Raw genomic sequence first — 26,775 nt, 5'->3', positions numbered from 1 at the left:
CCCATAAGTGCCTGGTGTGTCGGTTCGGTTCCGTCACGCCAGTCTGTCTCGCGGATTGTGCAATGTAGGGAGAACGGTCATGGGTATTCTCGGACGGAGTTTGTCTTTTGTGCTGGTCCTCACAGCGGCCATGGCGGCCATGCCGCTTCCCGCGGCGGCGCAGGGCGCCTCTCCGGGGCCGATCGAGTGGAAGAACGCCGCCGCGCAGAAGGCGGCCGGTTCCCCTGCGGCCGTGCTGGCAAATCCGGCGCCGCGTCATGTGGTGCTTCAGTTCGCCGCGCCGCTGGCCCCCGGCGTCCGTCAACAGCTTGAAGCAAGGGGCGTGACACTGCTCGCCTATCTGGGGAGCAACGCCTATTTCGCGGCGCTTTCGGGGGCGGACAAGGCGGCGGACGCGGCGACGGCCGCCGGACTGGTGTCGGCGGAGGAGATTGATCCCGCCCATAAATTGCACCCCCGCGTGGCGGCGGGCGACTGGCCGGAACACGCCATCGCCTCCCTGCCCGCGTATGTTCTGGACGGTTCGGGGGAGAAGGGCGGCGAGGAGGTGCTGACCGCCGCGGTGTGCGTGGTGTTTCATGGGGACGTGGACCAGGCGACGGCGGGGGCGGAGGCCGTGGCGCGCCACGGGGGCCTGCTGAAGGACGCCATCGCCAGCGTGAACGCCGCCGTCGTGTGGGTGCCGGCGGCGAATGTCGCCGCGCTGGCGGCGGAGGACTGCGTCCAGTGGATCGAGCCGGTGCTCCCGAAGATGGGACCCGTCAACAATTCCAACCGGGTGATCACGCAGGCGGACGCCGCGCAGACGGCGCCGTACAACCTGGACGGCACGGGGGTGAACGTGCTCGTGTACGACGGCGGCACGGCGCGGGGCACGCATTTGGACTTCGGCGGGCGGCTGACCGTGCGCGACGCCTCCGGAATGGCCGACCATGCCACGCACGTTGCGGGCACGGTCGGCGGCAGCGGCGCGGCCAGCGGCGGCACCTACCGGGGCATGGCCCCCGGCGTGACCATCCAGTCCTACGGCTTCGAGGATGACGGCTCGGGCACCTTCCTGTACACCAACCCGGGCGACATTGAGGCGGACTACACCGCCGCCGTCAACACTTACGGCGCGGTGATCGCCAACAACTCCATCGGCACGAACACGGCCGCGAACGGCTTTCCCTGCGAATACGAGGGCGACTACGGCGTGACGGACCAGGTCATTGACGCGCTTGTCCGGGGCAGCCTCGGCAGTCCCATGCGCATCGTCTGGGCGAACGGCAACGAGCGCGGGAACGGCCGCTGCGGCACGGAATACCTCACCACCGCGCCGCCCGCCTGCGCGAAGAACCACATCACCGTGGGCGCCGTGAACTCCAACGACGAGGCCATGACCTCCTTTTCCAGCTGGGGGCCGACGGACGACGGGCGCATCAAGCCGGACGTTTCCGGCCCCGGCTGCCAGAGCGACGACGACGGCGCCGTGACCTCGTGCAGCTCCACCGGCGACACCGCCTACACCACCATGTGCGGCACCTCCATGGCCGCGCCCACCGTGACCGGCCTGTGCGCCCTGATCCTGCAGGATTTCAAGGTCCTTCACCCCGCCGACCCCCTTCCGCGCAACTCCACGCTGAAGGTCCTCCTCGCCCACAACGCCGTGGACCTGGGCAACGTCGGGCCGGACTACCTGTTCGGCTACGGCTCCGTCCGCGTGACGGACACCATTGACTTCATGCGCGGCGGCAGTTTCCGCGAGGACTCGCTGGACCAGGGCGAGGCGATGTTCTACATCGTGCCCGTGACGGCGGGCGATCCCTTTCTCAAGGTCACCGTCGCCTGGGACGACGCGCCCGGCGCGGTGAACACCATCCCCGAGCTGGTCAACGACCTGGACCTGACCCTGACCGCCCCCGACGGAACCACCGTCCACTACCCCTGGACGCTGGACCCGGCCAACCCCTCCGCCCCCGCTGTGCAGACGCAGGCGGACCACCGGAACAACATCGAGCAGGTGTTCGTGAACGCCCCGGCCGAGGGGAACTGGATCATCAGCGTGGCCGGCACCAGCGTGCCGTCGGGCCCGCAGGTGTTCTCCCTGGCCGCCTCCCCGGCCCTGTATGCCTGCACCTCCGCGGGCATCCTCACCCTGGACCGGGCCGCCTACCGCTGCGAGGACACGCTGGGCGTCACGGTCAACGACTGCGACCTGGACGCGGACCCCGGCACGGTGGAAACGGTCACCGTGACCGTGGCCTCCACCACGGAACCCGCCGGGGAGACCGTCGTGCTCACCGAAACCGGCATGCACACGGCCACCTTCACGGGGAGCCTGCCGCTCTCCGCCGCAAACGCCCCCGGAACCCTCCAGACTGCCGGCGGGGACACGCTGACGGCGTCCTATGTGGACGCGGACGACGGAATGGGCGGCACCAACGTGACCGTGACCGTCACGGCGGTGACGGACTGCACGCCCCCGGTCATCGGCGGGGAGCAGGCCCTCGAGGTGAAGTCCACCACGGCGACGCTCACCTTCACCACCGACACGCCCACGACCGGGCGGGTGCTCTGCGGCACCGTCTGCGGCGACACCGCCATTGACATGACCGACTGGACTCCGGGGACCACCCACACCTTCGCCCTTTCCGGTCTCACGCCGCTGACGCCCTACTACTTCTCCTTCGAGGCGGAGGACGCCGCGGGCAACCAGACCGTGTCCCCCGGAAGCGGCTGCTTCAACTTCACCACGACGGAAAGCCCCGACTATTTCACGGAATGGTTTGACAGCGCCGACTTTGACCTCGAAGGCCAGACGCTGTTTTTCACGCCCGACGGGTCGCTGAGTTATTACCACGCCTGCCGGGAGGCGGCCTCGGCGTTCCCGACCGACCCGACGGGCGGCACGGCCCTGGCGGTGGGCGACGACAACTTTGCCCAGGTGGACATCGGCGCGGGCCAGCATGTCTCCCTGTACGGGGTGGACTACACCACCTTCTATGTCGGGTCCAACGGCTACCTCACCTTCGGCGCGGGGTCGAGCGCGTCCTCGCGGTCTCTTGAGAACCAATTCGCCCTTCCCCGCGTGTCGGGGCTGTTCAGGGACCTGAATCCGGGGTCTGCGGGCACCGTTTCCTGGAGGCAGCTCGCCGACCGCGTGGCGGTGACCTTTGAGAATGTTCCCGTCTACGGAACCACCAACTCCAACAACTTCCAGTTTGAGCTGTTCTTCGACGGGCGCGTCACGGTCACCCATCTCGCCATGGACGCCACAGACGCCATCTGCGGGCTGTCGGAGGGCAACGGCGTCCCTGTGGACTATGTCGAAAGCGACCTGAGCGCCTATTCTTCCTGCGACCCCATGCTGGTGACCCCCGGCGAGGGGTTTTCCTCCTCCGGGCATGTGTCCGGCCCCTTCACCCCGGCGGACAAGGTGTACACCGTGGCCAACAACGGGGCGGCCGACCTGCACTGGACCGCCGGCACGGCGGAACCCTGGTTCACCGTCTCTCCCGCGACCGGGACCCTCCCCGCCGGCGCGGAGTCCGACGTCACCGTCTCCCTCAACGCCACGGCGGAGACCCTTCCCGTCGGCAGCCACACGGGAACCGTGCTGTTCACGAACACGGATTCGGGGCACGCCGTGGCCCGCGGTGTGGCCCTGGAGATCACGGCCATCCCGGGGGAGATCGTCGTCACGGACTCCATTCTCCCGGACAATGATCTTGCCATGCCTTTCGGCGATGTGATCCACGGCCTCGCCCGCACCGAACAGATCACCGTCAGCAACACGGACGGCGCCCACGACCTCGTCATCTCCGACATAAATGTGGGCGGACTTCTCTATATGGAGGACTTTGAAGACGGACTGGCCCAGGACTGGGTCGAATACGAGGACGCCTGGTGGAGCGTTTCCGGCGGGAAGTATTCCGCGTCAAGCAGCTCGAGCTTGTTCATGAGCTCCCGCTACACAGGGGACACCTGGACCGATCTGGACGCCTCCGTCGCCTTCAGCTGGACAGGCATTAACTCGAACACCCAGTCCGTGTTTGTGCGCGCCACCTCCGACTTCATCCCCGAAGTCTCTGGGTCCGGCCTCGGCGTGGGCGTGGCGGATGGCGAGTTCTGGGTCATCCGCTACACCGACGGCAGCATCACCTGGATCCAGGGTTGGACATCCTCCGCCCTTCTCAACCCCGTGGACAACCTCGTCACGCTGAGTGTGAACGGTTCAGACATCAGTGTTTACTTCAACGGATCCCTGGCCTGGACGGGCACCGACCCCAGCCCGGGTGCCGGGCATGTCGCCCTCGGCGGGTGGAGCTGGGGCGGGAACGATCCCGTGCAGATTTTCGATGATGTGCGGGTGGGGCTGCCCGGAGAAATCGCCGGCACCGGCGGCAAGATCAGCACGGAGCAGGCCTGGTACAACGCGCACCCCGTTTCTGGTTACGGCACCGGGCAGGCACCTCCCGCATCGGCCTTCCCCGCGTATGACGGGCCCAAATCGGCGGATTCCGCCCCCACTGGAGGGGTGGCCACCGCCGTGTCCCCCTTCACGCTGGGCGGGCTTCCCGCCCTGCCCCATGCCGTGCCCCCCGGCGGGGCCCTCACCTTTGACGTGACCTTCGCCCCCCAGCGTCTGGGGGCGGCGGACTCCACGGTGAGCATCGTCACCAACGACGACGACGAGCCCGAGGTCGCGGTGGCCGTCACCGGAAACGGCATCGCCGACGATCTGGCGGTGGACCCGTCCGACGGCTTCTCCCCCTACGGCCCCCAGGGCGGGCCGTTTGGGCCGTCCTCGGCGGACTATACCCTGACCAACAACGGGGCGGGCGACCTTAACTGGACCGCCGCCGTCACACAGCCGTGGCTGTCCGTTTCCCCCGCGTCGGGCACCCTTGCCGGCGGCGGATCGGTCACCGTCACCGTGTCCCTCACGCCGGACGCGGCCGCGCTGGCCACCGGAACGTATACGGACACGGTCAGCTTTGTGAACACCGGAAACGGGGTGACTTCGACCAGGCCCGTGGAATTGACCGCTGTCGAGCCGATGTCGGTGAGCACGGGAACGGACCTGGACGCCTTCGGGTATGTCGGCGGGCCGTTCACACCCGAGTGCCAGACCTATGACATCTGCAACAATGAGGGCGGCATCCTGAACTGGAGTGCGGTCTTCAGCGCGCCCTGGGTCACCGTGACGCCCTCCTCCGGCGCGCTGGACCCCTACAGCTGCGTCACCGTGAACGTCTGCATCGGCGGCACCGCCGACACCCTGACGCCCGGAAATTACACCGACACCGTCACGTTCTCGAATGACAGCTCCGGCTACTCGGCCGCCCGAAGCGTCGCGCTGGAGGTGGAGGCCGTGCCCGGCGAGATCGAGGTGACGGACACCATTGCCCCCGCCGACGACCTCGCCATGCCCTACGGGTATCAGTTGGTGGGGTCTCCCCGGACAGAGAACATCACCGTGTCCAACACCAGCGGCGCGCACGATCTGGTGATTTCGGACATCCTTTTTGGGGCTTTCTACCGAGAGGATTTCAGCGACGGACTCGCCCAGGGATGGGTGGAATACGAGGACGCCATGTGGGACGTGGTGGACGGCCACTACCGCGCGCAGACGGCGTCCGCCTACTACATGTCCGCGGTGTACACCGCGGCATCCTGGAGCGACCTGGACGTGGTGGCCACGCTCGGCAGGGCCGGCGTCAACACCAACACCCACGCCCTGTTTGTCCGCGCCAGTTCCGATTTCGTGCCGGAGGTCTCCGGGTCCGCCCTGGGCGTCGGCATCAGCGCCGAAGGCAGTTTCTGGGTGATCCGGTTTGACGGCGCCACCTTCACCTGGATTCAGGACTGGACACCTTCGGCGCTGCTGGATCCGGTGACGAACACCGTCAGATTGAGCGTGGAGGGAAGCGCCATCAACGTGTTCCTGAACGAAACCCTGGCGTGGACCGGGACGGATCCGTCCCCCTCGGCGGGGCACATCGCGCTTGCCGGCTACAGCCCCGGGGGGAATGACCCCGTGCACTCGTTCGATGATGTGACCGCCGGCCCTCCGGGGTTCGCGCTGTCCACGGGCGCGGGGATCAGCGCGGAGCAGGCCTGGCGCAACGCGCACCCTGTCACCGGCGGCTCCGCCTCCCTCGCCCCACCGGCCTCGGCGTTCCCCGTGTACAAGGGGCCCAGGGCTGAAACGGGCGCGCCCGCCGGCATGGAGACGTCGGGCAGCTCTTTCAGCCTCAGCAACATGCCGACGCTTCCTTACACGGTGGCCCCCGGATCCTCGGTGGCCTTCGACGTGGTCTATAACCCGGCTGCGGCCGGTCCGGACGCGTCGTCCGTGCTGATCCAGACCAATGACGCCGACGAGCCGGAGGTTTCTGTCGCCGTCACGGGAACCGGGCTGGACGACTATCTCGTGCTGGATCCGGAATACGGCTTGGACTCCTCGGGCTACGAGGGGGGCCTGTTCTCCCCGGTCGGCACCACCTACACACTGACCAACCACAGCGGGGCGGACATCTCCTGGACGGCGGCGCCGACGCAGCCCTGGGTGACGGTCTCCCCGGCGGGCGGGACTCTGGGGGCGTTCTCGTCCACCGCCGTGGAGGTGACCATCAACACGGCAGCCTTCACCCTGACGCCCGGCACCTACACGGACACGGTCACCTTCGCGAACACTGGGAGCGCGTACACCACCACGCGGGACGTGGCCCTGGAGGTGATCCCCCTTCCTGGCGAGGTCCAAGTGACGGACAGCGTCCTTCCCGCAGACGACCTGCAGATGCCCCTTGGCAACGTGATGGTGGGCGTCACCGAAACGGGCCAGATCACCGTGACCAATGTGGATCCCATCCATGACCTTTCCCTGGAGGGCGTCTCGTTGGTGGGCTTCACCTACACGGAGGACTTCGAGAGCGGGTCCGCCCCCGGATGGGTGCCGACCGAGCCCGGCAGCACCGAGGTGGTTGCGGGCGAGTATGTTCTCTCCAGCGGCTCCGGAAACGACCCCCAGTCGTACTACTCGGGCATGACCATGCAGAACGGCTCCATTGAGGCGGACGCGCGGCTGATTGCGCCGAACAGCGACCTGTACTGGGGCCTGTTCCTGCGCGCCAGCGCCGACTTCGCGTTCAATCCGGGGGCCGACGCGGGCACCGGGTATGTGCTGGTGATGAGCCCGGACGGGGATTACTGTGTGCTGAAGGTGGTTTCCGGCTCATTCACTGATCTCAGCTGCACCAGTTCCGGCGCACTGAATACCGGAGAGGCGCCGAACACGGTCCGTTTCTCGGCCGATGGAAGCCTGCTGGAGGTGATCTTCAACGGCGTGCCCGTCTGGAGCACGACCGACTCGGACATTTCCGGCGCAGGATACGCCGGCGTGTGCATCGTGGACGGGTTTGGCGGCGCCGGCTCCTGCGCCTTTGGCGAGGTGCGCATCACGCCCGTCGGGGCGGAGGCGAGCGCCTTCTCCCTCTCCGGGGTTCCCTCGTTTCCGCTGACGCTCAATCCCGGCGGATTCACCACGTTCGACGTCAACTTCACCCCGACCGGCGAGGGGCCGTTCACCGACTCGGTCCTGATCGCCACCAACGACCTGGACGAGCCGGTGACGGAGGTGCTGCTGAGCGGCAACGGCGTCCTGGACGACCTGTGGGTCAGCCCGGTGGAGCCTCTGGTCTCCTCCGGCGGCACCGGCGGGCCCTTTGACCCGACGGGCAAGGAGTACCTGCTCAACAACGCGGGCGGCAGTGACGTGAACTGGACCGTCGGCCTCTCGGAAGCCTGGCTGGACGTCTCCGTTTCGTCCGGGATTCTGGCGGCGGGCACCTCCACGTCGGTGGTGGTCTCCCTGAACAGCAACGCCAACGCGCTGCCCTTCGGGGTGCACACGGCGGTGGTGTCCTTTACCAACACCGCCACCAGCGTCTCCATCACCCGGGACGTGGAGCTTACGGCGATTCCCGACCCGCCCATCGCGCGGATCGAGGCGCCCGCCTCGCTCGAGGCGACGCTGTCCCAGGAGGCCGTGTTCACCTTCGACCCCGCGCTCAACCTCTGCAACGACGGCGAGGACTGGCTGGAGTACACCATCAGCGTCCAGTACAACGAACCGGTCCTGGACAAGCAGGGCGGCGGGGACCGAGTGCGCGCCGCCGTGGACACGGCCATCGAGCGCAGCGGCATCCTGGACGGGCCGTTGTCAATAAAGGGCGCGGGCAATGCCGCCGCCGCCGGGACCAAGGCGGCGGACACCCTGTCCGACCCGGCGCAGGTCGCCAGTGTCATGACCGCCGCCGAGGCGGGCATCACCACGGCCTCCACCGTGAACGTGGCTGTCTATGGGGCTGACGACACGGCGTATCTGTCGGACGTCCAGGCCAAGCTGATCTCCACCGGGCAGTTCGGCAGCGTCGCGACCTTCAACCTCGGCGCCGTCACGCCGACACTGGCCGAACTCCAGGCCTTTGACGCAGTGCTTGTCTACGGCAACATGCCCTACGCCGACGCCACCGCCCTGGGCGACGCCATGGCGGACTACGCGGCCGGCGGCGGCGGCGTGGTGTGCAGCGTGTTCGAGGTGGGCGACAACCTGAACAGCTGCATGATGCAGGGCCGGTGGGTTTCCGGGGGGTACGTGCTGATGGACCGCCCAACCACCATCGACAGCCCCGCCACCCTGGGTACGGTCCATGATCCGGGGCATCCGATCATGACGGGAGTGGTCTCGTTCAATGGAGGGAGTTCCTCCTACCGGCCCACCACGACCTCTGTGTACCCGGGGACGACCCTGGTGGCGGAATGGTCCGACGGGCACCCGCTCGTGGCGGTCGCCGATGTCAATGGCGCGCTTCGCGCGGATGTGTGCTTCTACCCGCCCTCCAGCGATGTTAGCTCCGACTTTTGGGACGCCTCCACGGACGGCGCGCGCATGCTGGCGAACGCGCTGGTCTGGACTGCGGGCGGCCAGAATTGGCTGCAGGTCCAAGACCCGTCGGCCGGGGCCGTCGCCGGCGGCGCCTGCGCCGCCAAGACCGTCACCTTTGACGCGGCCGGGCTCGCTCCGGGCGTGTACACGGCGGACATCCTGATCGAGCACAACGACCCCGGCAACCCGTCCGTGACGGTTCCCTGCACGCTGACGGTGCGCGTGGACGACCTGCGCGCGCAGCCGGAGACGGGGCTGGACGCCGAAGGGTACTTCGGCGGACCGTTCGCCCCCGGGCAGGCGGTCTACACCCTGACCAACGCGGGCGCGGCAGCCGTGCCCTGGCAGGCGGCCGCCGATGCCGCCTGGGCGGATGTTGTCCCGGCCTCCGGCACGCTGGATCCGGGCGGAACGGTGGACGTGACGGTGTCCGTCAACGCCGCGGCGCAAAGCCTCGTGCCCGCCGACTACACGGGCAGGGTCACCTTCTCCAACACCGGCACGGGGTACAAGACGTACCGCAGCCTGGACCTGACGGTGCTTGAGCCCCTCAGCGTCACGCCGGACACGGTGTTCCGCTCGCGCGGCGCGCCGGGCGGCCCCTTCGCCCCGCTGACCGCGTCCTACACGCTCACCAATGCCGGCCCGTCCCCGGTGCCCTGGCATTTGACCCCCTCCGAGACCTGGCTGGACGCGGCCCCGACCTCCGGAACGCTGGACCCGGGGACGTCCGTGGAGGTGCTGGTCGCCCTCAACATCGGCGTCACCGCCCTGCCGGCGGGAACGTATCCGGCCATGGTGGGTTTCGTCAACGAAGCGACCACGCATTCGGTTCCCCGGAACATCCTGCTGGAGATCGGCAGGGAGTACCACACAGAGCTGTTCGATGCGGATGACTGGGACATTCAGCACCAGACGCTGCTGTTCACCCCCGACAGCTCCCCCCTGTTCTACGGGGTGTGCAGCGCACCGGCGGTGTCCTTCCCGACCGATCCCACGGGCGGCACGCCCCTGACTCTGACGGATGACAGCTCCGTGCAGGTGGACCTGCCCGCAGGGGTGGAGGTCTACCTGTATGGGACGGCGTACTCCACCTTCTACGTCGGGTCCAACGGGTATGTCACCTTCACCGCCGGAGACAGTTCGGCCACCGGATCCCTGGGAAACCATTTCAGCCTGCCCCGCGTTGCGGGCCTTTACAGGGACCTCGACCCGGAATTCCAGGGCGTCGTCTCCTGGAAGCAGCTTGTGGACCGGGTGGCCGTCACGTTCAGCAATGTCCCGAACTACGACACCACCAACTCCAACAACTTCCAGATCGAGCTCTACTTCGACGGGCGGATTGCCCTCACCCATCTCGGCATGGACGCGGTGAACGGGCTCGCGGGGCTCTCCGCGGGCGCGGGTGTGCCCGCCGACTACCTGGAGACCGACCTTACCGGCTTCGCGGGCTGCCCCGTGACGGTTCCCGACGTGGTCGGCCTCCAGCAGGGCGCCGCGGAAACGGCGCTGGTGGAGGCCTTCCTTGCCGTGGGCGCCGTCACGGAGTCCTGGAGCGCCACCGTTCCCGTCGGCGAGGTCATCAGCCAGAATCCCGCTGCGGCCGCGGTGGTGCCTGCCGGATCGGCCGTGGACCTCGAAGTGTCGAAGGGCCCCGAGCCCGTTCCTGTTCCCGACGTGGTCGGCCTGCAGCAGGCGGCCGCGGAATCCGCGCTCACAGGCGCGGGCCTTGCCGTCGGCACGGTCACCGAGTCCTTCAGCGCCACGGCGCCCGTGGGCGAGGTGATGAGCCAGACGCCGGCGGCCGGCGCGTTGGCGCTTCCCGGCTCGGCGGTGGACCTCGAGGTCTCCAAGGGCCCCGAGCCCGTTCTCGTTCCCGCCGTGGTCGGCCTGCAGCAGGCGGCCGCGGAATCCGCGCTCACAGGCGCGGGCCTTGCCGTCGGCACGGTGACCGAGTCCTTTAGCGCCACGGCGCCCGTGGGCGAGGTGATGAGCCAGAATCCGTCGGCCGGTGCGTCGGTGCTTCCGGGCACCCCGGTGGACCTCGAGGTCTCCAAGGGCCCCGAGCCCGTTCTCGTTCCCGCCGTGGTCGGTCTCCAGCGGCTCGCCGCCGAGACCGCGATCATGGGCGCGAGCCTCAACGTTGGCACAGTCACCGAGACCTGGAGCGCCACGGTGCCCGTGGACGAGGTGATGAGCCAGAATCCGTCGGCCGGTGCGTCGGTGCTTCCGGGCACCCCGGTGGACATCGAGGTCTCCAAGGGCCCCGAGCCGGTCACGGTTCCCAACGTGGTCGGTCTCCAGCAGGCGGCTGCGGAATCCGCGCTCACGGGCGCGGGTCTCGCCGTCGGCACGGTGACCGAGTCCTTCAGCGCCACGGCGCCCGTGGGCGAGGTGATGAGCCAGACCCCGGCGGCGGGCACGCCCGTCGCCCCCGGCACCGCGGTGAACATGGAAGTGTCGAAGGGTCCCGCGCCGGTGACGGTTCCGGATGTGGTCGGCCTCCAGCAGGCGGCTGCGGAATCCGCGCTCACGGGTGCGGGTCTCGCCGTCGGCACGCTGACCGAGTCCTTCAGCGCCACGGCGCCGGTGGGCGAGGTGATGAGCCAGACCCCGGCGGCCGGCGCGTCGGTGGCCCCCGGCACCGCGGTGGACCTTGAAGTGTCGAAGGGTCCGGCGCCGGTGACGGTTCCGGATGTGGTCGGCCTCCAGCAGGCGGCTGCGGAATCCGCGCTCACGGGCGCGGGCCTCGCCGTCGGCACGGTCACCGAGTCGTTCAGCGAGACGGCGCCGGTGGGCGAAGTGATGAGCCAGACCCCGACGGCGGGCGCGTCCGTTGCGCCCGGTACGGCGGTGGACCTTGAAGTCTCGAAGGGCCCGGCGCCGGGCGGCGACAAAGAGGTGCCGAACGTGGTCGGCATGACGCAGGCCCAGGCCGAGTCCGCCCTGACCGGGGCGCAGCTCACGCTGGGCACGGTGACCGAGGTGTACAGTGACACGGTTCTCGCGGGCGAGGTCATCAGCCAGAATCCCGCCGCCGGTGCGATGGTCGCCGAAAACACCCCCGTGAACCTCACGATCTCGAAGGGTCCGGCGCCGGTGGCCGTGCCCAACGTGGTCGGCCTGACCCAGGCGGCCGCCGAGGCGGCCCTCACGGGCGCGGGCCTCGCCGTCGGCGCGGTGACGGATGCGTTCAGCCTGACCGTTCCGGCGGGCCAGGTCATCAGCCAGAACCCCGCCGCCGGGGTGGAGGTCGCGCCCGGCACGTCCGTGGACCTGGTGGTCTCCAAGGGTCCGGCGCCGGTGACGGTGCCCGATGTCGTCGGCCTGACGCAGGCTGTGGCGGAGACCGCGCTCACGGGCGCGGGCCTGACCGTCGGCACGGTGACCGAGTCCTTCAGCGACACGGCGCCTCTGGGCCAGGTGATGAGCCAGACGCCCGCCGCGGGCGCCGAGGTGGCGGCGGGCGCCGCCGTGAACCTGGAAGTCTCGAAGGGTCCGGCCCCGGCGGGAGACAAGGAAGTGCCCAATGTGGTCGGCATGACCCAGGCGCAGGCCGGGTCGGCCCTGGTGGCCGCCGAGCTGACCCTGGGCACGGTGACCGAGGTGTACAGCGCCACGGTGCCCGTGGGCCAGGTCATCAGCCAGAATCCGGCGGCCGGGGCGATGGTCGCCGAAAACACCCCCGTGAACATCACGGTCTCCAAGGGCCCGGCGCCGGTGGCTGTGCCCAATGTGGTCGGCATGACTCAAGCCGCCGCTGAGACCGCCCTGACGGGCGCGGGTCTTGCCGTCGGCGCGGTGACCGAAGCGTACAGCGCCACGGTCCCGGCGGGCGAGGTGATGAGCCAGACCCCGGCGGCGGACACGTCCGTCGCCCCCGGCACGGCGGTGGACCTCGAGGTCTCGAAGGGTCCGGCGCCGGTGACGGTTCCCAACGTGGTGGGCCTGCAGCAGGCGGCCGCAGAGACGGCGCTCACGGGCGCGGGCTTGGCGGTCGGCACGGTGACGGAGTCCTTCAGCGACACGGTTCCCGTGGGCGAGGTGATGAGCCAGACGCCGGCGGCGGGCGCCGAAGTGGCGGCGGGTACCGCCGTGAACCTGGAAGTCTCGAAGGGCCCGGCCCCCGCGGGCGACAAGGAAGTGCCCAACGTCGTCGGCATGACACAGGCCGCGGCAGAGACGGCTCTGCTTGCGGCGCAGCTGACCCTGGGCACGGTAACCGAAGCCTTCAGCGCCACGGTTCCCGCGGGCCAGGTCATCAGCCAGAATCCCGCCGCCGGGGCGATGGTCGCCGAAAACACCCCCGTGAACCTCACGGTCTCGAAGGGTCCGGCACCGGTGACTGTTCCCGACGTGGTGGGCCTGCAGCAGGCGGCCGCGGCGACGGCCCTCACAGGGGCCGGCCTTGCCGTCGGCGCGGTCACGGAGTCCTTCAGCGCCACGGTGCCGGCGGGCGAGGTGATGAGCCAGACCCCGGCGGCGGGCGCGTCCGTTGCTCCCGGCACGGCGGTGGACCTCGAAGTTTCGAAGGGTCCCGCGCCCGCAGTCACCGTGCCGGACGTTGTCGGCATGACTCAGGCGGCCGCGGCGACGGCCCTGACAGGCGCCGGCCTTGCCGTTGGCACGGTCACGGAGTCCTTCAGCGCCACGGTCCCGGAGGGCCAGGTCATCAGCCAGACGCCCGTCGCGGGTGCCAGCGCCTCCGCCGGTTCGGCGGTGAACCTTGTGGTCTCGAAGGGTCCCGCCCCGGTGATTGTGCCCAATGTGGTCGGCATGACCCAGGCGGCGGCCGGCACCGCGATCGGCGGGGCCGGGCTCACCCTGGGCACGGTGACTGAGTCCTTCAGCGCCACGGTCCCGGCGGGCCAGGTGGTCAGCCAGACGCCCTCAGCGGGCGCAAGCGCGGCCGCCGGTTCGGCGGTTTCCCTGGTGGTCTCGAAGGGGCCGCAGCCGGTGGTCGTTCCCGACGTGGTCGGCACGGCCGAGGCGCAGGCCCGGTCGGTCATCGCCACTTCGGGGCTCACCGTGGGCGGCGTCGCCGGGGCCTACAGCGACACCGTGGTCGCGGGCGCCGTCATCAGCCAGAGTCCGGCGGCGGGCGCGCAGGCGGCCCCCGGCAGCGCCGTTTCCCTGGTGGTCTCCACGGGTCCGGACCCCGCCTCCGTGGAGGCGGCGCGCGCCGCCCTGGCCGAGGTCTTCCGGTCCGCCGACACGAACGGGGACCGGCTGCTTTCGTACGACGAGGCGGCCGGGGTTTATCCCCCCCTCACCCAGCCCATATTCGACGCCCTCGACCTCAACGATGACGGGCGGCTGGACAAGGAAGAGCTGGGGGTCAAGGGCTGCGGATGCGGGTGTACCTGCTCCAAGGCCGACATGACGGTGGAGGGCCTCAAGTCGCGTCTGGGCGACGTGTTCCTGGGGGCGCTGGCGCTCACGCTGCTGGCCGCCCTGGGGCGCCGCCGCACGGAATAGGCCCACCGTCCCGCATTTCGCGCCCGCCGGAGCTTCGGCTCCGGCGGGCGTTTCCTTTCCATGGCGGCGGTTCTCCGAAAGCGATGGGAAACATGGGAGGTATGGGATGCCGGGGAAGGGCGGCGCCTTGGGCCTGAGAGGAGTGTATGCCCGGACCGTATTGCCGCTGGAACGAAGTCCCAGCCTCCGGGCGGTCGGGCCCCGGCCTGTGGCGCCCCCCCGCGGGGAGGTGTCCGTCACTGGATCATGGTGCGGACGGGCTCGAAGGTCTGGGGGGCGGGGGCGCCGCCGCGCTGCTGGAGTTCGCTCTCGGGGGCGCCGCGTTTTTGGGCCTCGGCGAGCCAGGCGGCGGCGGCGTCGGGCTGCTGGGCGTCGCGGGCCATGTCGGCGAGGCGGAGGGCGGGTTTCCAGTTGGCGGGGTCGGCCTCAAGGGCGGCGCGGAGGAGGCGTTCGGCCTGGTCGGGCCGCCGGAGGGCGAGGGCGGTTTCGGCGAGTTTTTCCCCGGGCGATTCGCCCCCTGCGCGGGGTGTCTTGGCGGCGTAGCGGAGGGCGGCGGCCCAGGCATTGGCGGAGGCGGCCTGTTTGGTGAGGGCGTCCCACGCCTCGGGGGAAAGGGTGTCGCCAGCCTCGTCGAGAAAACGGTCGGCCTCGCCGCGCAGGGCGCGCACCATGCCGAGGATACGGGTGGCGTCGGCGTTCTCGGGGAACCGGCGGTGGGTGCTTGCGGCGAGGTACAACGCCTGGGTGAGGCGTCCCGAGGCGAGTTCATACTCCACGCGGGCGAGATGCCCGGCCGGGTCGCCCGGGTTGGCCGTCAGTTTCTCGCGGGACGTTTTCTCCAGCGCGGCGACACGCTCGGCGGCCTTCTGGGCGGGTTCGGCGGCAAAGGCAAAGGGGGCCTCGGGCAGGGCGGCAGCGGCCTCGGCCAGAAGCGGCGCGGCGTCCCGCATGTTTCCCGCCATGAACAGCTGGAGGCCCCGGGCGCCCTGCAGGTCGGCGCGGTTCGGGGCGCGGCGGGCGGCGTAGGCCATCCCGTCGAGGGCGGCGCGGGCCGCGCCGGGGGCGTCCATTGTGTCGGCGGGCCGCAGGCCGGCGGCAAGGGCCGCGGCGTCCGCCGCCCAGTCGGCGTGCGGCGCGCGCAGGAGGAGGGCGGCGATCTCCGCCGGATCGGGCGGAATCTCCGGAACGCCGGCGCGGATTGCCTTCCAGCGGTATTCAGCCCTGTCCGGCGCGGTCTCCGCCGCGCGGACCCAGGCCTCGCGCGCGCGGCCCCGCCATTCGGCGCGCGCATCGTCCGCAAGGCTGGCGGATGCCGTCTGGCGTTCGCAGTACCGGGCGAGGGCGGCCCAGGCGCCGGGGCTGTCCGGGGCGGCCTCCGTTGCGGCGAGGAGCGCGGCGTCGGCGTTCTGCCGGGCCGCCAGGTCGAGGAAACTGAAAACGCCAAGAATGACGGCCCCAACGCCCGCCGCCCCAGCGAGGACGAGGCGGGGGGTGCCCAGGGGAAGACGGTGGATCACCGCCGCCAGCGCGAGGGCCGCGACGGCCCAGGCGTAATACGCGGAAAGGGCGGGGTTCACCCCGGCGATGCCGGCGGCATGGCCGAGAGCCCCGGGAAGGGGCATGCCCGCGGCCAGGCGGGCGGCCGCGCCCGTTGCCGCGCACAAAATGGCCAGCAGCGCGCCGAACCCGATCTGCCCCGCACGGTGCCGCAGGGCGGGCAGGGCTGCCGCCAGCGCCGCAACCAAGAACAGGGCGGCGGTCGCGTCGGCGGCGCAGGCGGCCGCGCCCAGCACCGCGGCGAAGGCGGCAAACCTGCTCTTGCCGGAAAACAGGCGGTCCAGACAGACCATGGCCCACACGGCCAGCGACGCGCCCAGCACGGGCGCCAGACCCGGCGCGGTGGACAGCGCGCCCGCGGCGGCGGGGGAAAGGGCAAAGAGCAGGGCGGTGCCGAGGGCGATCCCCTCGCCCGACCCGGGACGGCGCCCCCGGCGTGCCAGCAGGAAGACGCCGAGCGCCGCCAGAACATGCGCGAAGAGGCCGAGCGCGCGGACGGTTCCCGCACCGCCGCCGCCGGCCTGCCACGCCGCGGACAGCCCCAGCACGGTGAGCGGGGCGTCGGGCAGCAGGGGGAAGGCTTCCGGCGCGGTGAGGAGCGCGTGGGCCTTCGGCGTGTCGCAGAGCAGGTCATCGCCTGGACCGCTAAAGGGGACGTGCACGACGGAAAAATGGACCAACAGCGCGGCCACGCCCACCAGCACGGCGGCCACAGCGGCCTGCACCCCCTGAAACACCTCGCCCTCCGGCGCTTTGAGGGGCGCGGCGGGCGCGGGGGACTGCTCGGCGGCGGATTCGGGGATGTCGGGGCGGGTCGTCTCTTCCATGGGCCGGTCTCCGGGAATGTCGGATTAATGCGCCTGATTATACCCCGAATCGGTGCCCGGCGGCAGGCACAGGCGCATGGAAATCACGGACGAACACGGACCTGCACGGACCGACACGGACACCGGAATCCGGGCAGGGAGAATTGAGGGGGGCTCGGCCTGATTTCGTCCGTGTTAGTCCGTGCTCGTCCGTGTTCGCCCCTGACCCGGGCATCCGGGGAATAGAACTTGCCCTCCCGCTATGTTATAAAGAGCGTGCCACTTAGGAAGCTTTCGGGAGCAACCCCAGATCAAGACTGAACAGGAGGCGTATGCTGATTGCCGTCATGTCCGGTTTCGCGGGGGCCCTGCTTGCGCCGGCGGTGTGCGGCGCGGCGGGCAAACGGACCGGATGGATCCTCGCGGCGCTCCCCGGCGGACTGTTCCTGTACTTCCTGCGGCTGCTGGCGGCGGGGGGGGCGGTGTCCACGCTGGACTGGGCCCCGGAACTGGGCGTGAGCCTCGCCTTCCGCGCGGACGGGTTGTCCCTGCTCTTCGCGCTGCTCATCTCCGGCATCGGCGCGCTGGTGACGGTGTACTCCGGCGGCTATCTCTCGAACCACCCGTTCCTGGGCCGCTGGTTCCTGTACCTCTTCGCGTTCATGGCGTCCATGCTTGGCCTTGTGCTGGCGGACAACCTCTATCTACTGTTCATCTTCTGGGAACTGACCAGCTTCACCTCCTACCTGCTCATCGGGTTCAACCACGACGAGGAGGCCTCGCGGGCGGCGGCGTTGCAGGCGCTCCTGGTGACGGCGGCGGGGGGGCTTGCCCTGCTGGCGGGGCTGGTGATCCTCGCCGGGGTGACGGGAAACACCGGCCTGTCGGGCATGGCCGCGTCGGCGGAGCTGCTGCGCGGACATCCCGCGCGCGTCACGGTGGTCGTGCTGCTCCTGCTGGGGGCCTTCACCAAGTCCGCGCAGTTTCCGTTCCATTTCTGGCTGCCGAACGCCATGGCCGCGCCAACCCCCGCCAGCGCCTACCTGCACTCCTCGACGATGGTGAAAGCGGGCGTGTACCTTGTCGCGCGGATGCACCCGTTGTTCGCGGACGACGCCGTGTGGCACACGGGACTCGTCGTGTTCGGCGGCGCGACGCTGCTCTACGGCGGGGTGCGGGCGGCGGCGCAGACGGTGATCAAGCGGATGCTGGCCTATTCCACCGTGGCGGCGCTGGGGGTCATGATGCTGCTCTTCGGCATCGGCACCGAGGCGGCGGTCCATGCGGCGGTCGCCTTCCTTTTCGCCCATGCGCTGTACAAGGCCGGGCTCTTTCTCGTGGGCGGGGCGGTGGACCACGCCACGGGGGAGCGCGACCTGCGGCGGCTTTCCGGACTGGGACGGGCCATGCCGCTCACGGCGGCGGCGGCGGCCGTGGTCGCCCTGTCCATGGCGGGCGTGCCGCCCCTTTTCGGGTTCACGGCCAAGGAGCATGTTTACGCCGCCGTGCTGGCCTCGCCCGCCGTGGCGGCGGTGACCGTTGCGGGCGCGCTGCTCTTTGTGCTGGTCGCGCTGGCGGTGGGTGTGCGCCCCTTCTTGGGGCGCCCCCTCGACACGCCAAAACACGCCCATGAGCCGTCCCCGTCCCTGTGGCTTCCTCCCCTGGCGCTGGCGGCGGGGTCGCTGGGGTTCGGGTTCGCGCCGGGTCTGCTCGACCGCGCCCTGCTGCTGCCCGCGGCGGCGGGCGTGCTGGGGGAATCCCTGGCCCCCTCCGGGCACGCCGCGCACGGCGGGCTGGTGCTGGGCCTGAGCGCGGCCACCCTCGTCGTCGGGTTGGGCCTGTTCTTCGCGCGGGACCGGATCCGGGGGCTGCTCGGCGGGTTCCGGCTGCTGTCGCCGGGGGAGCCGGAAAACCTCTGGAACGCCGGGATGCGGGGGATGGTGTGGGCGGCGGGCGCGCAGACGCGGGCGATCCAGCACGGGTACCTGCGCGGCTATCTTACCCTGGTCTTCCTGGCCCTCGTGCTGCTGACCGCGCCGGTGCTCCTGCGCCACAGCCCCGAGGTGGGGCGCATCCTGCACAGCCGGTCCCTGTCCGCGCTGCTCCACCTGCGCTTCCATGAGGTCGGGCTGGGGCTGCTCATGGCGGTCTCCATCGGCGCGGTGGTCCACATGCGGACGCGGCTGGCCGCCGTGGCCGCGCTGGGCGTGGTGGGCTACGGCATGGCGATCATCTTCATTCTTTTCGGCGCGCCCGACCTGGCCATGACCCAGTTCGTCATCGAGACGCTCACGGTCATCCTGCTGGTGCTCGCGTTTTACCACCTGCCCGCCTTCGCGCCGCCCGCACGCCGGGTCTTCCAGACCGGAAACCTCCTGCTGGCGGGGTCGGTGGGCGTGGTCATGGCGCTGCTGGTGCTGGTGGCCGCCGACGAGCACCACCCGACGGCCCTCGCGCGCTATTTCTCGGACAACAGCCTGTCCCTGGGCCACGGCCGCAACGTGGTGAACGTGATCCTGGTGGACTTCCGCGCCCTGGACACGCTGGGCGAGATCACCGTGCTGGCGCTGGCGGCCCTCGGGGCCTATGCCGTGCTGTATCTGAAGCCGCGCGGGGAGGGGGGGAAGCCGTGAACTCCGTCATCTTCCGCTCCGCCACGCGCTACATGTTCCCCATCCTGCTGCTGCTCTCCGTGTTCCTGCTCATGAGCGGCCACAACGAGCCCGGCGGCGGGTTCACGGGCGGGCTGGTGGCCGCGTCGGCCTTTGTGCTGTACGCGCTGGCCTTTGACACGGCCGAGGCGCGGCGGAGGCTTTGGCTGGACCCCCGGTATCTCATCGGCACGGGCCTGCTGCTGGCGCTGGCCTCCGGAGTCGTGGGGCTGCTGGCGGGCGAGCCTTTCCTGACGGCGTACTGGGTGAACGTGCCGCTTCCCGGCGGGGGCGTGGCGGCCCTGGGGACGCCGCTGCTGTTCGACGCCGGGGTGTGCCTGGACGTCGTCGGCGTGTCGCTGCTCATCATTTTCTCCATGGCCGACGTGGACCGGGGGGAACCGTGATGGAGCTTCTCTTCGCGGCGGTGGTCGGCGGGCTGTACGCGGCGGGCGTGTACCTGCTGCTGCAGCGCAATGTGGTGAAGATCATCCTCGGGCTGGCCCTGCTCGGCCACGGCGCGAACCTGCTGATCTTCACGGCGGGCGGCCTCACCCGCGCGCGCGCGCCCATCATCGCCGAGGGCGCGCTGTCGGCGCCGCCGGACACGGCGGACCCGCTGCCGCAGGCGCTCATCCTCACGGCCATTGTCATCGGGTTCGGCGTGCTGGCCTTTCTGCTGGCGCTGGTGGAGCGGACGCACCAGGTGGTGCCCACGGACGACGTGGACGAGCTGAAGGGCACCGACACATGAGCCTGCCGCTGACACTCCCGCTGCTGGTTCCCCTGACGGGGGCCGTGCTGTGCGTGCTGCTCTTCCGCAGCCCGGGCGCGCAGCGCGCCGTGGCGCTCGGCGTGTCGCTGGCGCACTGCCTCGCGGCGGCGGCGCTGTTCGCGGGGGTGCGCGGCGGCGGCGTGGCGGCGGTGCAGATCAGCGGCTGGCCCGCGCCCTTCGGCATCACCTTCGTGGCGGACCTGCTCGCCGCGGTCATGGTGTGCGCGGGCGCCGGGATGGGCCTGTGCATCGTGGTCTACTCCCTGTTCGCCCTGGACCGCGGCCGGGAGCGCTTCGGCTACTACCCGCTGGTGCTGGCCCTGCTGGCTGCGGTGTGCGGGGCCTTCCTCACGGGCGACATCTTCAACCTCTATGTGTGGTTCGAGGTGATGCTCATGGCGTCCTTCGCTCTCATGGCGCTGGGCGGCGAACGCCCCCAGCTCGAGGGCGCGATCAAGTATGTCACCCTCAACCTGGTCTCCTCCGCCGTGTTCCTCTCCGGCGCGGGCATCCTCTACGGGCGCGTGGGCACGCTCAACCTGGCGGACCTCTCCCTCGCCGTGGACACGCACCTCTCGCCGGGGCTGCTGACCGCCATCGCCATGCTGTTCCTCGTCGCCTTCGGCATCAAGGCCGCCCTGTTCCCCTTCTTCTTCTGGCTGCCCGCGTCGTACCACACGCCGCCGACGGTGGTGGCCGCGCTGTTCAGCGCGCTGCTGACCAAGGTGGGGGCCTACGCCCTGATCCGCGTGTTCACCCTGGTCTTCTCGCACGACATCGGGTGGACCCATCCGGTGATTCTCGCCCTGGCCGGGGTCACCATGCTCACGGGCGTGCTGGGCGCGGCGTCGAAGTACGACTTCCCGAAGATTCTCGCGTTCCATATTGTCAGCCAGATCGGCTACATCGTCATGGGCCTCGGGCTCTTCTCGGCCATGGGCCTCGCGGGCGCGGTCTTTTTCATGGTCCACAACATCGTTGTGAAGACGAACCTCTTCCTGGTGGCGGGCATCGCGCGCCGCCTGACCGGGGAGACCCACCTCGACCGTCTGGGCGGGCTCTGCCGCGCGCGGCCGTGGCTCGCCGCGTGCTTCTTCGTGTCCGCCATGTCGCTGGCCGGCCTGCCCCCCTTCTCCGGGTTCTTTGGCAAGCTCGCCCTGCTGGTCGCCGCCGCGCGCACCGGCCACTGGACCGTCTTCACCGTCGCCGTCGTGGTCAGTTTCCTGACGCTGTACTCCATGACCAAAATATGGACCCACGCCTTCTGGAAGCCCGCGCCGGAGGGCATGCCCGACCCCGCGCCGGGCCGCGACCCGGAGACCGACCGGGCCGTCGCCGGGATGCTCATCCCCGTGACGGCGCTGGCGGCGGTGTCGCTGCTCATGGGGCTGGGCGCGGGCCCGTGCATGCGGCTGGCGCTGGATGCGGCGGAGCAGCTGCTGGACAAGGGCGCCTACATCCGCGCGGTCCTCGGGGAGGGCGCGGCATGATCCTCTTCCTGTGGAACATCCTGCTGGCGCTGCTCTGGGGCGCGCTGACCGGCGCGATGACGCCGCTCAACCTGCTGGCGGGGTTTGTCCTCGCCTACGCGGCGCTGTCGCTGACACGGGCCGGGGCCGAAAGCGGCTATTTCCTTCGGACCCGGAGGCTTCTGCTATTTTTTCCGTGGTTCCTGTGGCAGATGGTGGTGTCCAACCTCCGCGTGGCCTACGACATCATCACCCCGTGGCACACGTCGCGGCCCGGCGTGGTGGCGGTGCCGCTGGACGCGGAGACGGACCTGGAGATCACCCTCCTGGCGAACCTCATCACCCTGACGCCGGGCACGCTGACCCTCGACGTGTCGGAGGACCGCAGGACGCTGTACCTGCACGCCATGTTCATCACCGACCCGGAGGACGTGCGCCGGGAAATCAAGGACGGGCTGGAGCGCCGCCTGCTGGAGCTGCTGCGATGAGCCCCTTGATGCACATGGCCGCCGCGCTGCTGGGCGGCGCGCTGCTGCTGACCGTGGGAAGGCTCCTGCGCGGCCCGACGCTCCCCGACCGGGTCGTCGCGCTGGACCTCATCTCCACGCTGGTGGTGGGGATCATCTGCATGTGCGCCCTGGTCTTCGACCAGCCCGTCTACATGCGCGACGCCCTGGTGCTCGCGGTCGTGTCGTTCCTGGGAACGGTGGCCTTCGCGTACTACGTGGCCAGGGGGGGGAAGCCATGAGCAAAATGCTGGTCGAGCTGCTGATGCTTGCGGGGGCGGCGTTCATGTTCCTGGCCGCGCTGGGCGTGGTCCGCCTGCCCGACCTCTACATCCGGATGCACGCCGCCACCAAGAGCGGCACCCTGGGCGTCACCTGCGCCATTGTCGCGGTCGCCCTGCACTTCGGCGACTTCGCCATCGCGGTGCGGGCCTCCCTCATCGTGGTGTTTATCTTCCTCACCGCCCCCGTGGCGGCGCACCTCGTCGGGCGCGCGGCCTACCAGGTGGGCGTGCCCCTCTGGAAACGCTCCATCGTGGACGAGGGACGCGGCGGCCCGCGGGATCAGAAGTAGATGACCGTGGACAGGTAGACGGTGTGCTGGTCCACATCGGCGCGCGTGCCCGAGAACCCGAAGGTGTCCACCCGGTTGTCGTCGCCCCAGCGGTAGACGTAGGCCAGGTCCAGGTTCACGCGGTCGTACAGCAGCAGTCCCAGGCCCAGCGTGACGCCGTAGTAGTTGTCCGGCGACCCGTCGCCCCGCTTCAGGCCGAGGAAGCCGTCCCGGCGGCCGCTGGCGGGCTCGGGGTCGTAAAACACGCCGGCGCGCACGCTCGGCAGGATGTTCTGCACGGGCTTCCGCGCGTCCACAAACACATACTCGGCGCCCGCGCGCACGGTCCACACGGCGTCCATGTCGTGGGCGTCCGTGTCCAGGCCCGACACGCCCCACACCTTGCGCAGGCGCGGGTTCCGGTTGCGCTTGTCATGGATCACGAACTGGTCCCACGACCGGCGCGTCACGTCGAAGGAAAGCGTGAGCTTGTCGTTGGGGAAGCGGTAGGCCGCGCCCGCGCCCACGGCGTCGGGGAAGGTGATCTCCTTGTGGCGCGACCCGGTGCGGAGCATGCCGCGCACGCCGCCCACGCGCACCTCCTGCGACTGCTCGTAGTCCACCCCGGCGGTGAAGCGGGTGTGGTAGACCAGGCCGAAGCTCCACCGGTCGTCGGGCTTGTACAGCGCGCCGGCGGTGTAGTTGATGCCGTGGAAGTTCTTGTGGCGCTCAATGGTCCGGGAGAGGGTGTTGGTGGCGAAGCCGCCCAGGATGCGGCTCAGGACGCGCTGCTCCGAGACGGACTTCCACTCGTTGTTCGGGATGATGTCCTCGTTCCACAGGTTGACCACGAGGCCCAGGGACAGCTCCTCGGTGATCTCAAAGCCGACGGCGGGCGAGAGGCTGGAGAGCTGGCCCTCCTGCCGGTAATCCACGAGGGAGGAGAACAGGGCCGCGGCGCCCCCGGCGGGGACGATGCCGTTGTAGCGGAACTTCAGCCGGCGGTCGAAGTCGAACTTGCGCTGGAGGCTCAGGCTCACCACGAGGTTGCGGCCCCCGGGCGCGAAGGGCAGGGGGTAGACCGCGCTCATGTAGTTCAGGCCGCTCAGGCTGAGGCTGTGGCCCTCGTCCATCTCGGGGTGCCGGTCCGAGGAGAACTCCTCGCCGTCCCACTTGAAGTCGTAGACCAGCGAGAACTCGGGGCGCTCCAGCTGGGTGAGCCCGCCGGGGTTCCACGAGGCCGCCGTGGCGTCGTCGGCCACGGCCACAAACGCGCCGCCCATGCCCAGGGCGCGCGCGCCGCTCCCCACCACGTTCGGGGAGGACGTGATGTTGACGGACTGCGCCCCGGCGCACGGCGCGAGGGCCGCCGCGGCCAGCACGGCCAGCAGCGCGATCCCCGGCCGCCGGAACGGGGCGTCACATCGTGACAGCGGGCATGCCTTTTTCAATCGTCGCACCCTCCTGCTGAAGGTCAAGCGTCTTCGCGCGCGTGCCGGTGTCGCCCGGACTCTCGATCCGGGCGCGGCCCACGGGCACATACTCCGGCGGCGCGAGCACCTCGCCGGTCGTCTCGTCCACCCAGGCCGGCGTCTCGTTCACAAGCAGCAGGTACGCGCCCTGCCGCACGCCGTCCTCCTTGGTCCAGTTCAAGAGCAGTTCGGCGCCCGCGCCCGCGCCGCGCACGGCCATCACCTCGCCGGACAGCTTCGGGTACATCGCCTCCAGCTGCGCCGACAGCGCCGCCGCCGCCTGCTTCACCTGCGCCGGGTCCGACGCGTCGGCGATGAACGCGTCGAGGATGGACACGATGTCCGAGGTCTCCGTGCTGATGACGCGCAGCTTGACCTCGAGCCCCTTGCCGTCGCGGGGGAACAGCTCGCCGGTCAGGAAAATCTGGGCGTTCGTGAGGCGGCCCAGGGCGATGGCCTGATTGGGGTCGGCCAGCGCCTGGGCGAGCTGCTGCTCCGTGAGCACCTGCTGGAGCTGCGCGCGCTCGAGGCAGCGGAACCGCCCCTTTAGCGTCACGGCGGCCTCGGTCTCCGCGCGGAGGGCGAACGCCGCCCCCTCGTCCACCCCCGGCCCGGCAAAGGCCAGCACGGCCACGGGCATCCGGCTCTCGACGGTGTTCAGCGCCACGGGGCGCACCTCCACGTCCACCGACTTCTCCAGCACCTTCCCGGTGGCGTCCTCGGCGCGGATGGCCACCTGGAACCGCCCCTCCTTCTCCGTCTCCAGCGGAAGCCGCCGCGTGAAACTCTCCTTCGGCGCGTTGGCCAGGGGCTCCACGGGCACGCCGTTGATGGAGATGGACTTGAGGGGCTGCGGCCCCACGACCTCGCCGGACACCATGAGCGCGCGGCTGTGTCGGTAGGGCTTGTCGGACAGGGGCGACTTCAGGCGGATTTCGCCGTCCTCTGGCGCGGGGGCGGCCTCCTGCGCGAGCTGGAGCAGCACCTGCGGCGCGTCGGCGGAGGCGAAGACCAGCCCGCCGCGGTCCTGCCGCTGCTGCCGGAGCCACAGTTTGGCCTCCACGGACTCGGGGTCGCCCTGGAAAACCTTAAGCGCCGAGCGGGTCTCGTTGCCCGCCGTGTCGTTCGACGCCACCACGAAGGTGTTCTCGCCGGGGGCCAGGGGCAGCTCGGCGGTGAAGGCCAGCTTCGGATCGCCCGCCGACTCGGCCACGACCCGCTGGTCCACGGCCACGCGGCTCACGCCGTTCGTGTCCACCGCCGCGCCCTCCAGCAGGATGGTGCGGTCGCCCGTGACTGTCGGCTCCACGGGGATGTAGATGCCCAGCGTGGGCCCCGTCATGTCCACCGTCACCGTCGTTTTCTGCTCCGTCTCCTTGCCCGCCAGGTCCACCGCCGTCACCGTCACCTCGTGCGTGCCCTCGTCCAGCTCGACAGTCTCCTTCACCTTGATCTCCGTCTGGCTGCCGCGCTGGAAGGCCTTCTGCTCGTTCACACGAACCTCGGCCACGCCGGTGTCGTCGGCGACGGCCACCTCGACGGGCAGCTCGCGCTCGGAGACGATGCGGGCGGGCTGCATGTCCGCCGCGAGGGCGGGGGCGGTGTCGTCCTTGAGCGCCCCCGTGCGGATCTTCTCCTTTTTCACCTCGTCGAGAAGGGCATGGGCGCGCTCCGTGTCCACCATGGCCAGGGCTTCCTGGAGCTGCTGTTCCGCCTCGTCCAGCCGCCCCAGACGCAGATAGCAGACGCCCAGCTCGCGGGCGGGGAAGTACTCCACAAAATGCAGGCCGTAGGTGCGGGCGCGCCAGGTGTCGCGCGAGCGCCCCTTGAGCGCCTGCTCGAAGTCCGCCGCCGCCTCCTCATGGAAGCCCCCCGCCAGATAGGAGGTCCCCCGCTCGTAGTAGCTCCACCAGCGCCCGTGGAACACGCCGTCCGTGACGCCGTAGGGCTGGCCGTCCTTTTCCCGCACTGTGGAGGGGTCCGAAACGCAGCCGCCCGCAAGCAGCAGTCCCGCAAACGCGAAAAGCACCCGTCTCTTGTTCATCCCCGTCGGTTCCTCCGTAAGGGCGTGCGTTCTTCTGTGGGGCGCGGCCCTCAGGCGCCGCCGGAGGGGGCCTCCCCGTCCGTGTCCATGATGCGCCGCAGCCGCTTCCGTTCGATCGAATCCATCGGGGCGAAGGCGATGGCCACCCCCCGTATGTCCACGCGGGCCACCCGGCCGTCCAGGCAGACCCCGTCGCGGGCGTGGCCGCCCTCCGGGCAGATGAGCACGCGCACCCGGCTGTCCAGCGGCAGCGACCGCTCCGTGGCCATCAGGATGCCGCGCTCGCTCAGGTCCACCACCCCCCCCTCCACCAGCACCCCGCTGTGGAGGCGCACCTCCACGCGCGCGGCGACGCGCACCCGGTCCGAGTCCCGCTGTTCCGTTCTCGCCTTGACCACGCGCCCGTTCCTCTCCTGCGCCCGCGCGGACGCGGACAGCCGCACAGCCTCCCGTGGCCAAATCCCTTCCCCTAAGAGCATAACATAAATTCCGCCCATTTGTAAGGGGGTAATGCGAAAAATGAGCAGGACGG

Annotated in this window: 12 protein-coding genes; 8 read left to right on the top strand and 4 right to left on the bottom strand. The window is 70.1% G+C overall.

Going from position 1 to position 26,775, the window contains the following annotated elements; genetic code table 11:
* Nucleotides 1–79 precede the first annotated feature (79 nt).
* The gene (locus GXY15_13000; protein ID NLV42127.1) at nucleotides 80–14,410 is read left to right on the top strand and encodes a PASTA domain-containing protein; all 14,331 of its coding nucleotides are present in this window, start codon (nucleotides 80–82) and stop codon (nucleotides 14,408–14,410) included.
* Between the two features lie 236 nt (nucleotides 14,411–14,646).
* Here the strand turns inward: GXY15_13000 and GXY15_12995 are convergent, their stop codons facing one another.
* Complete coding sequence (locus GXY15_12995; GenBank protein ID NLV42126.1) at nucleotides 14,647–16,794, bottom strand: hypothetical protein; 2,148 nt, start codon at nucleotides 16,792–16,794, stop codon at nucleotides 14,647–14,649.
* A gap of 311 nt (nucleotides 16,795–17,105) precedes the next feature.
* Here GXY15_12995 and GXY15_12990 point away from each other — a divergent pair, with 311 nt between their 5' ends.
* From GXY15_12990 to GXY15_12960, 7 genes are read left to right on the top strand one after another with little or no spacing between them, the layout of a single operon-like run.
* Nucleotides 17,106–19,406 carry a DUF4040 domain-containing protein gene (locus GXY15_12990; protein ID NLV42125.1) on the top strand — a complete coding sequence of 767 codons (2,301 nt, stop codon included), beginning with the start codon at nucleotides 17,106–17,108 and terminating at the stop codon, nucleotides 19,404–19,406.
* Nucleotides 19,403–19,831, top strand: a complete 429-nt coding sequence (locus GXY15_12985) for a Na+/H+ antiporter subunit B (GenBank protein NLV42124.1) — start codon at nucleotides 19,403–19,405, stop codon at nucleotides 19,829–19,831. Before GXY15_12990 ends, GXY15_12985 begins: the two co-directional genes overlap by 4 nt.
* Nucleotides 19,831–20,178, top strand: coding sequence for a Na+/H+ antiporter subunit C (locus tag GXY15_12980; protein ID NLV42123.1), 348 nt, complete (start codon nucleotides 19,831–19,833; stop codon nucleotides 20,176–20,178). The genes GXY15_12985 and GXY15_12980 overlap by 1 nt, the downstream gene beginning before the upstream one ends.
* Nucleotides 20,175–21,689 carry a Na+/H+ antiporter subunit D gene (locus tag GXY15_12975; GenBank protein NLV42122.1) on the top strand — a complete coding sequence of 505 codons (1,515 nt, stop codon included), beginning with the start codon at nucleotides 20,175–20,177 and terminating at the stop codon, nucleotides 21,687–21,689. The genes GXY15_12980 and GXY15_12975 overlap by 4 nt, the downstream gene beginning before the upstream one ends.
* A complete protein-coding gene (locus GXY15_12970; GenBank protein NLV42121.1) occupies nucleotides 21,686–22,156 on the top strand; it encodes a Na+/H+ antiporter subunit E in 471 nt (156 codons plus the stop codon). The genes GXY15_12975 and GXY15_12970 overlap by 4 nt, the downstream gene beginning before the upstream one ends.
* A gap of 14 nt (nucleotides 22,157–22,170) precedes the next feature.
* Nucleotides 22,171–22,416, top strand: coding sequence for a hypothetical protein (locus GXY15_12965; GenBank protein NLV42120.1), 246 nt, complete (start codon nucleotides 22,171–22,173; stop codon nucleotides 22,414–22,416).
* Nucleotides 22,413–22,748 (top strand): Na+/H+ antiporter subunit G, encoded by a 336-nt coding sequence (locus tag GXY15_12960; GenBank protein NLV42119.1) that lies wholly within the window; start codon nucleotides 22,413–22,415, stop codon nucleotides 22,746–22,748. The genes GXY15_12965 and GXY15_12960 overlap by 4 nt, the downstream gene beginning before the upstream one ends.
* Here GXY15_12960 and GXY15_12955 read toward each other — a convergent pair.
* From GXY15_12955 to GXY15_12945, 3 genes are read right to left on the bottom strand one after another with little or no spacing between them, the layout of a single operon-like run.
* Nucleotides 22,739–24,178, bottom strand: a complete 1,440-nt coding sequence (locus GXY15_12955; protein ID NLV42118.1) for a hypothetical protein — start codon at nucleotides 24,176–24,178, stop codon at nucleotides 22,739–22,741. The two genes, GXY15_12960 and GXY15_12955, sit on opposite strands and share 10 nt — an antisense overlap.
* Nucleotides 24,147–26,243, bottom strand: a complete 2,097-nt coding sequence (locus tag GXY15_12950; protein NLV42117.1) for a hypothetical protein — start codon at nucleotides 26,241–26,243, stop codon at nucleotides 24,147–24,149. Before GXY15_12950 ends, GXY15_12955 begins: the two co-directional genes overlap by 32 nt.
* 50 nt (nucleotides 26,244–26,293) lie before the next feature.
* A complete protein-coding gene (locus GXY15_12945) occupies nucleotides 26,294–26,641 on the bottom strand; it encodes a PilZ domain-containing protein (GenBank protein ID NLV42116.1) in 348 nt (115 codons plus the stop codon).
* Between the last annotated feature and the right edge of the window lie 134 nt (nucleotides 26,642–26,775).

The sequence above is a fragment of the Candidatus Hydrogenedentota bacterium genome (assembly GCA_012730045.1).
GTDB lineage: Bacteria > Hydrogenedentota > Hydrogenedentia > Hydrogenedentales > CAITNO01 > JAAYBR01.
Note: the sequence above shows the minus strand (reverse complement) of the source record. Positions and strands in the feature narration are given on the sequence as shown.

Coding starts and splice junctions, on each gene's coding strand:
- GXY15_12980 (NLV42123.1), top strand. CDS start 19,831: ATGGAGCTTCTCTTCGCGGCGGTGGTCGGCGGGCTGTACGCGGCGGGC.
- GXY15_12950 (NLV42117.1), bottom strand. CDS start 26,243: ATGAACAAGAGACGGGTGCTTTTCGCGTTTGCGGGACTGCTGCTTGCG.
- GXY15_12975 (NLV42122.1), top strand. CDS start 20,175: ATGAGCCTGCCGCTGACACTCCCGCTGCTGGTTCCCCTGACGGGGGCC.
- GXY15_12965 (NLV42120.1), top strand. CDS start 22,171: ATGGCCGCCGCGCTGCTGGGCGGCGCGCTGCTGCTGACCGTGGGAAGG.
- GXY15_12970 (NLV42121.1), top strand. CDS start 21,686: ATGATCCTCTTCCTGTGGAACATCCTGCTGGCGCTGCTCTGGGGCGCG.
- GXY15_12995 (NLV42126.1), bottom strand. CDS start 16,794: ATGGAAGAGACGACCCGCCCCGACATCCCCGAATCCGCCGCCGAGCAG.
- GXY15_12960 (NLV42119.1), top strand. CDS start 22,413: ATGAGCAAAATGCTGGTCGAGCTGCTGATGCTTGCGGGGGCGGCGTTC.
- GXY15_12990 (NLV42125.1), top strand. CDS start 17,106: ATGCTGATTGCCGTCATGTCCGGTTTCGCGGGGGCCCTGCTTGCGCCG.
- GXY15_13000 (NLV42127.1), top strand. CDS start 80: ATGGGTATTCTCGGACGGAGTTTGTCTTTTGTGCTGGTCCTCACAGCG.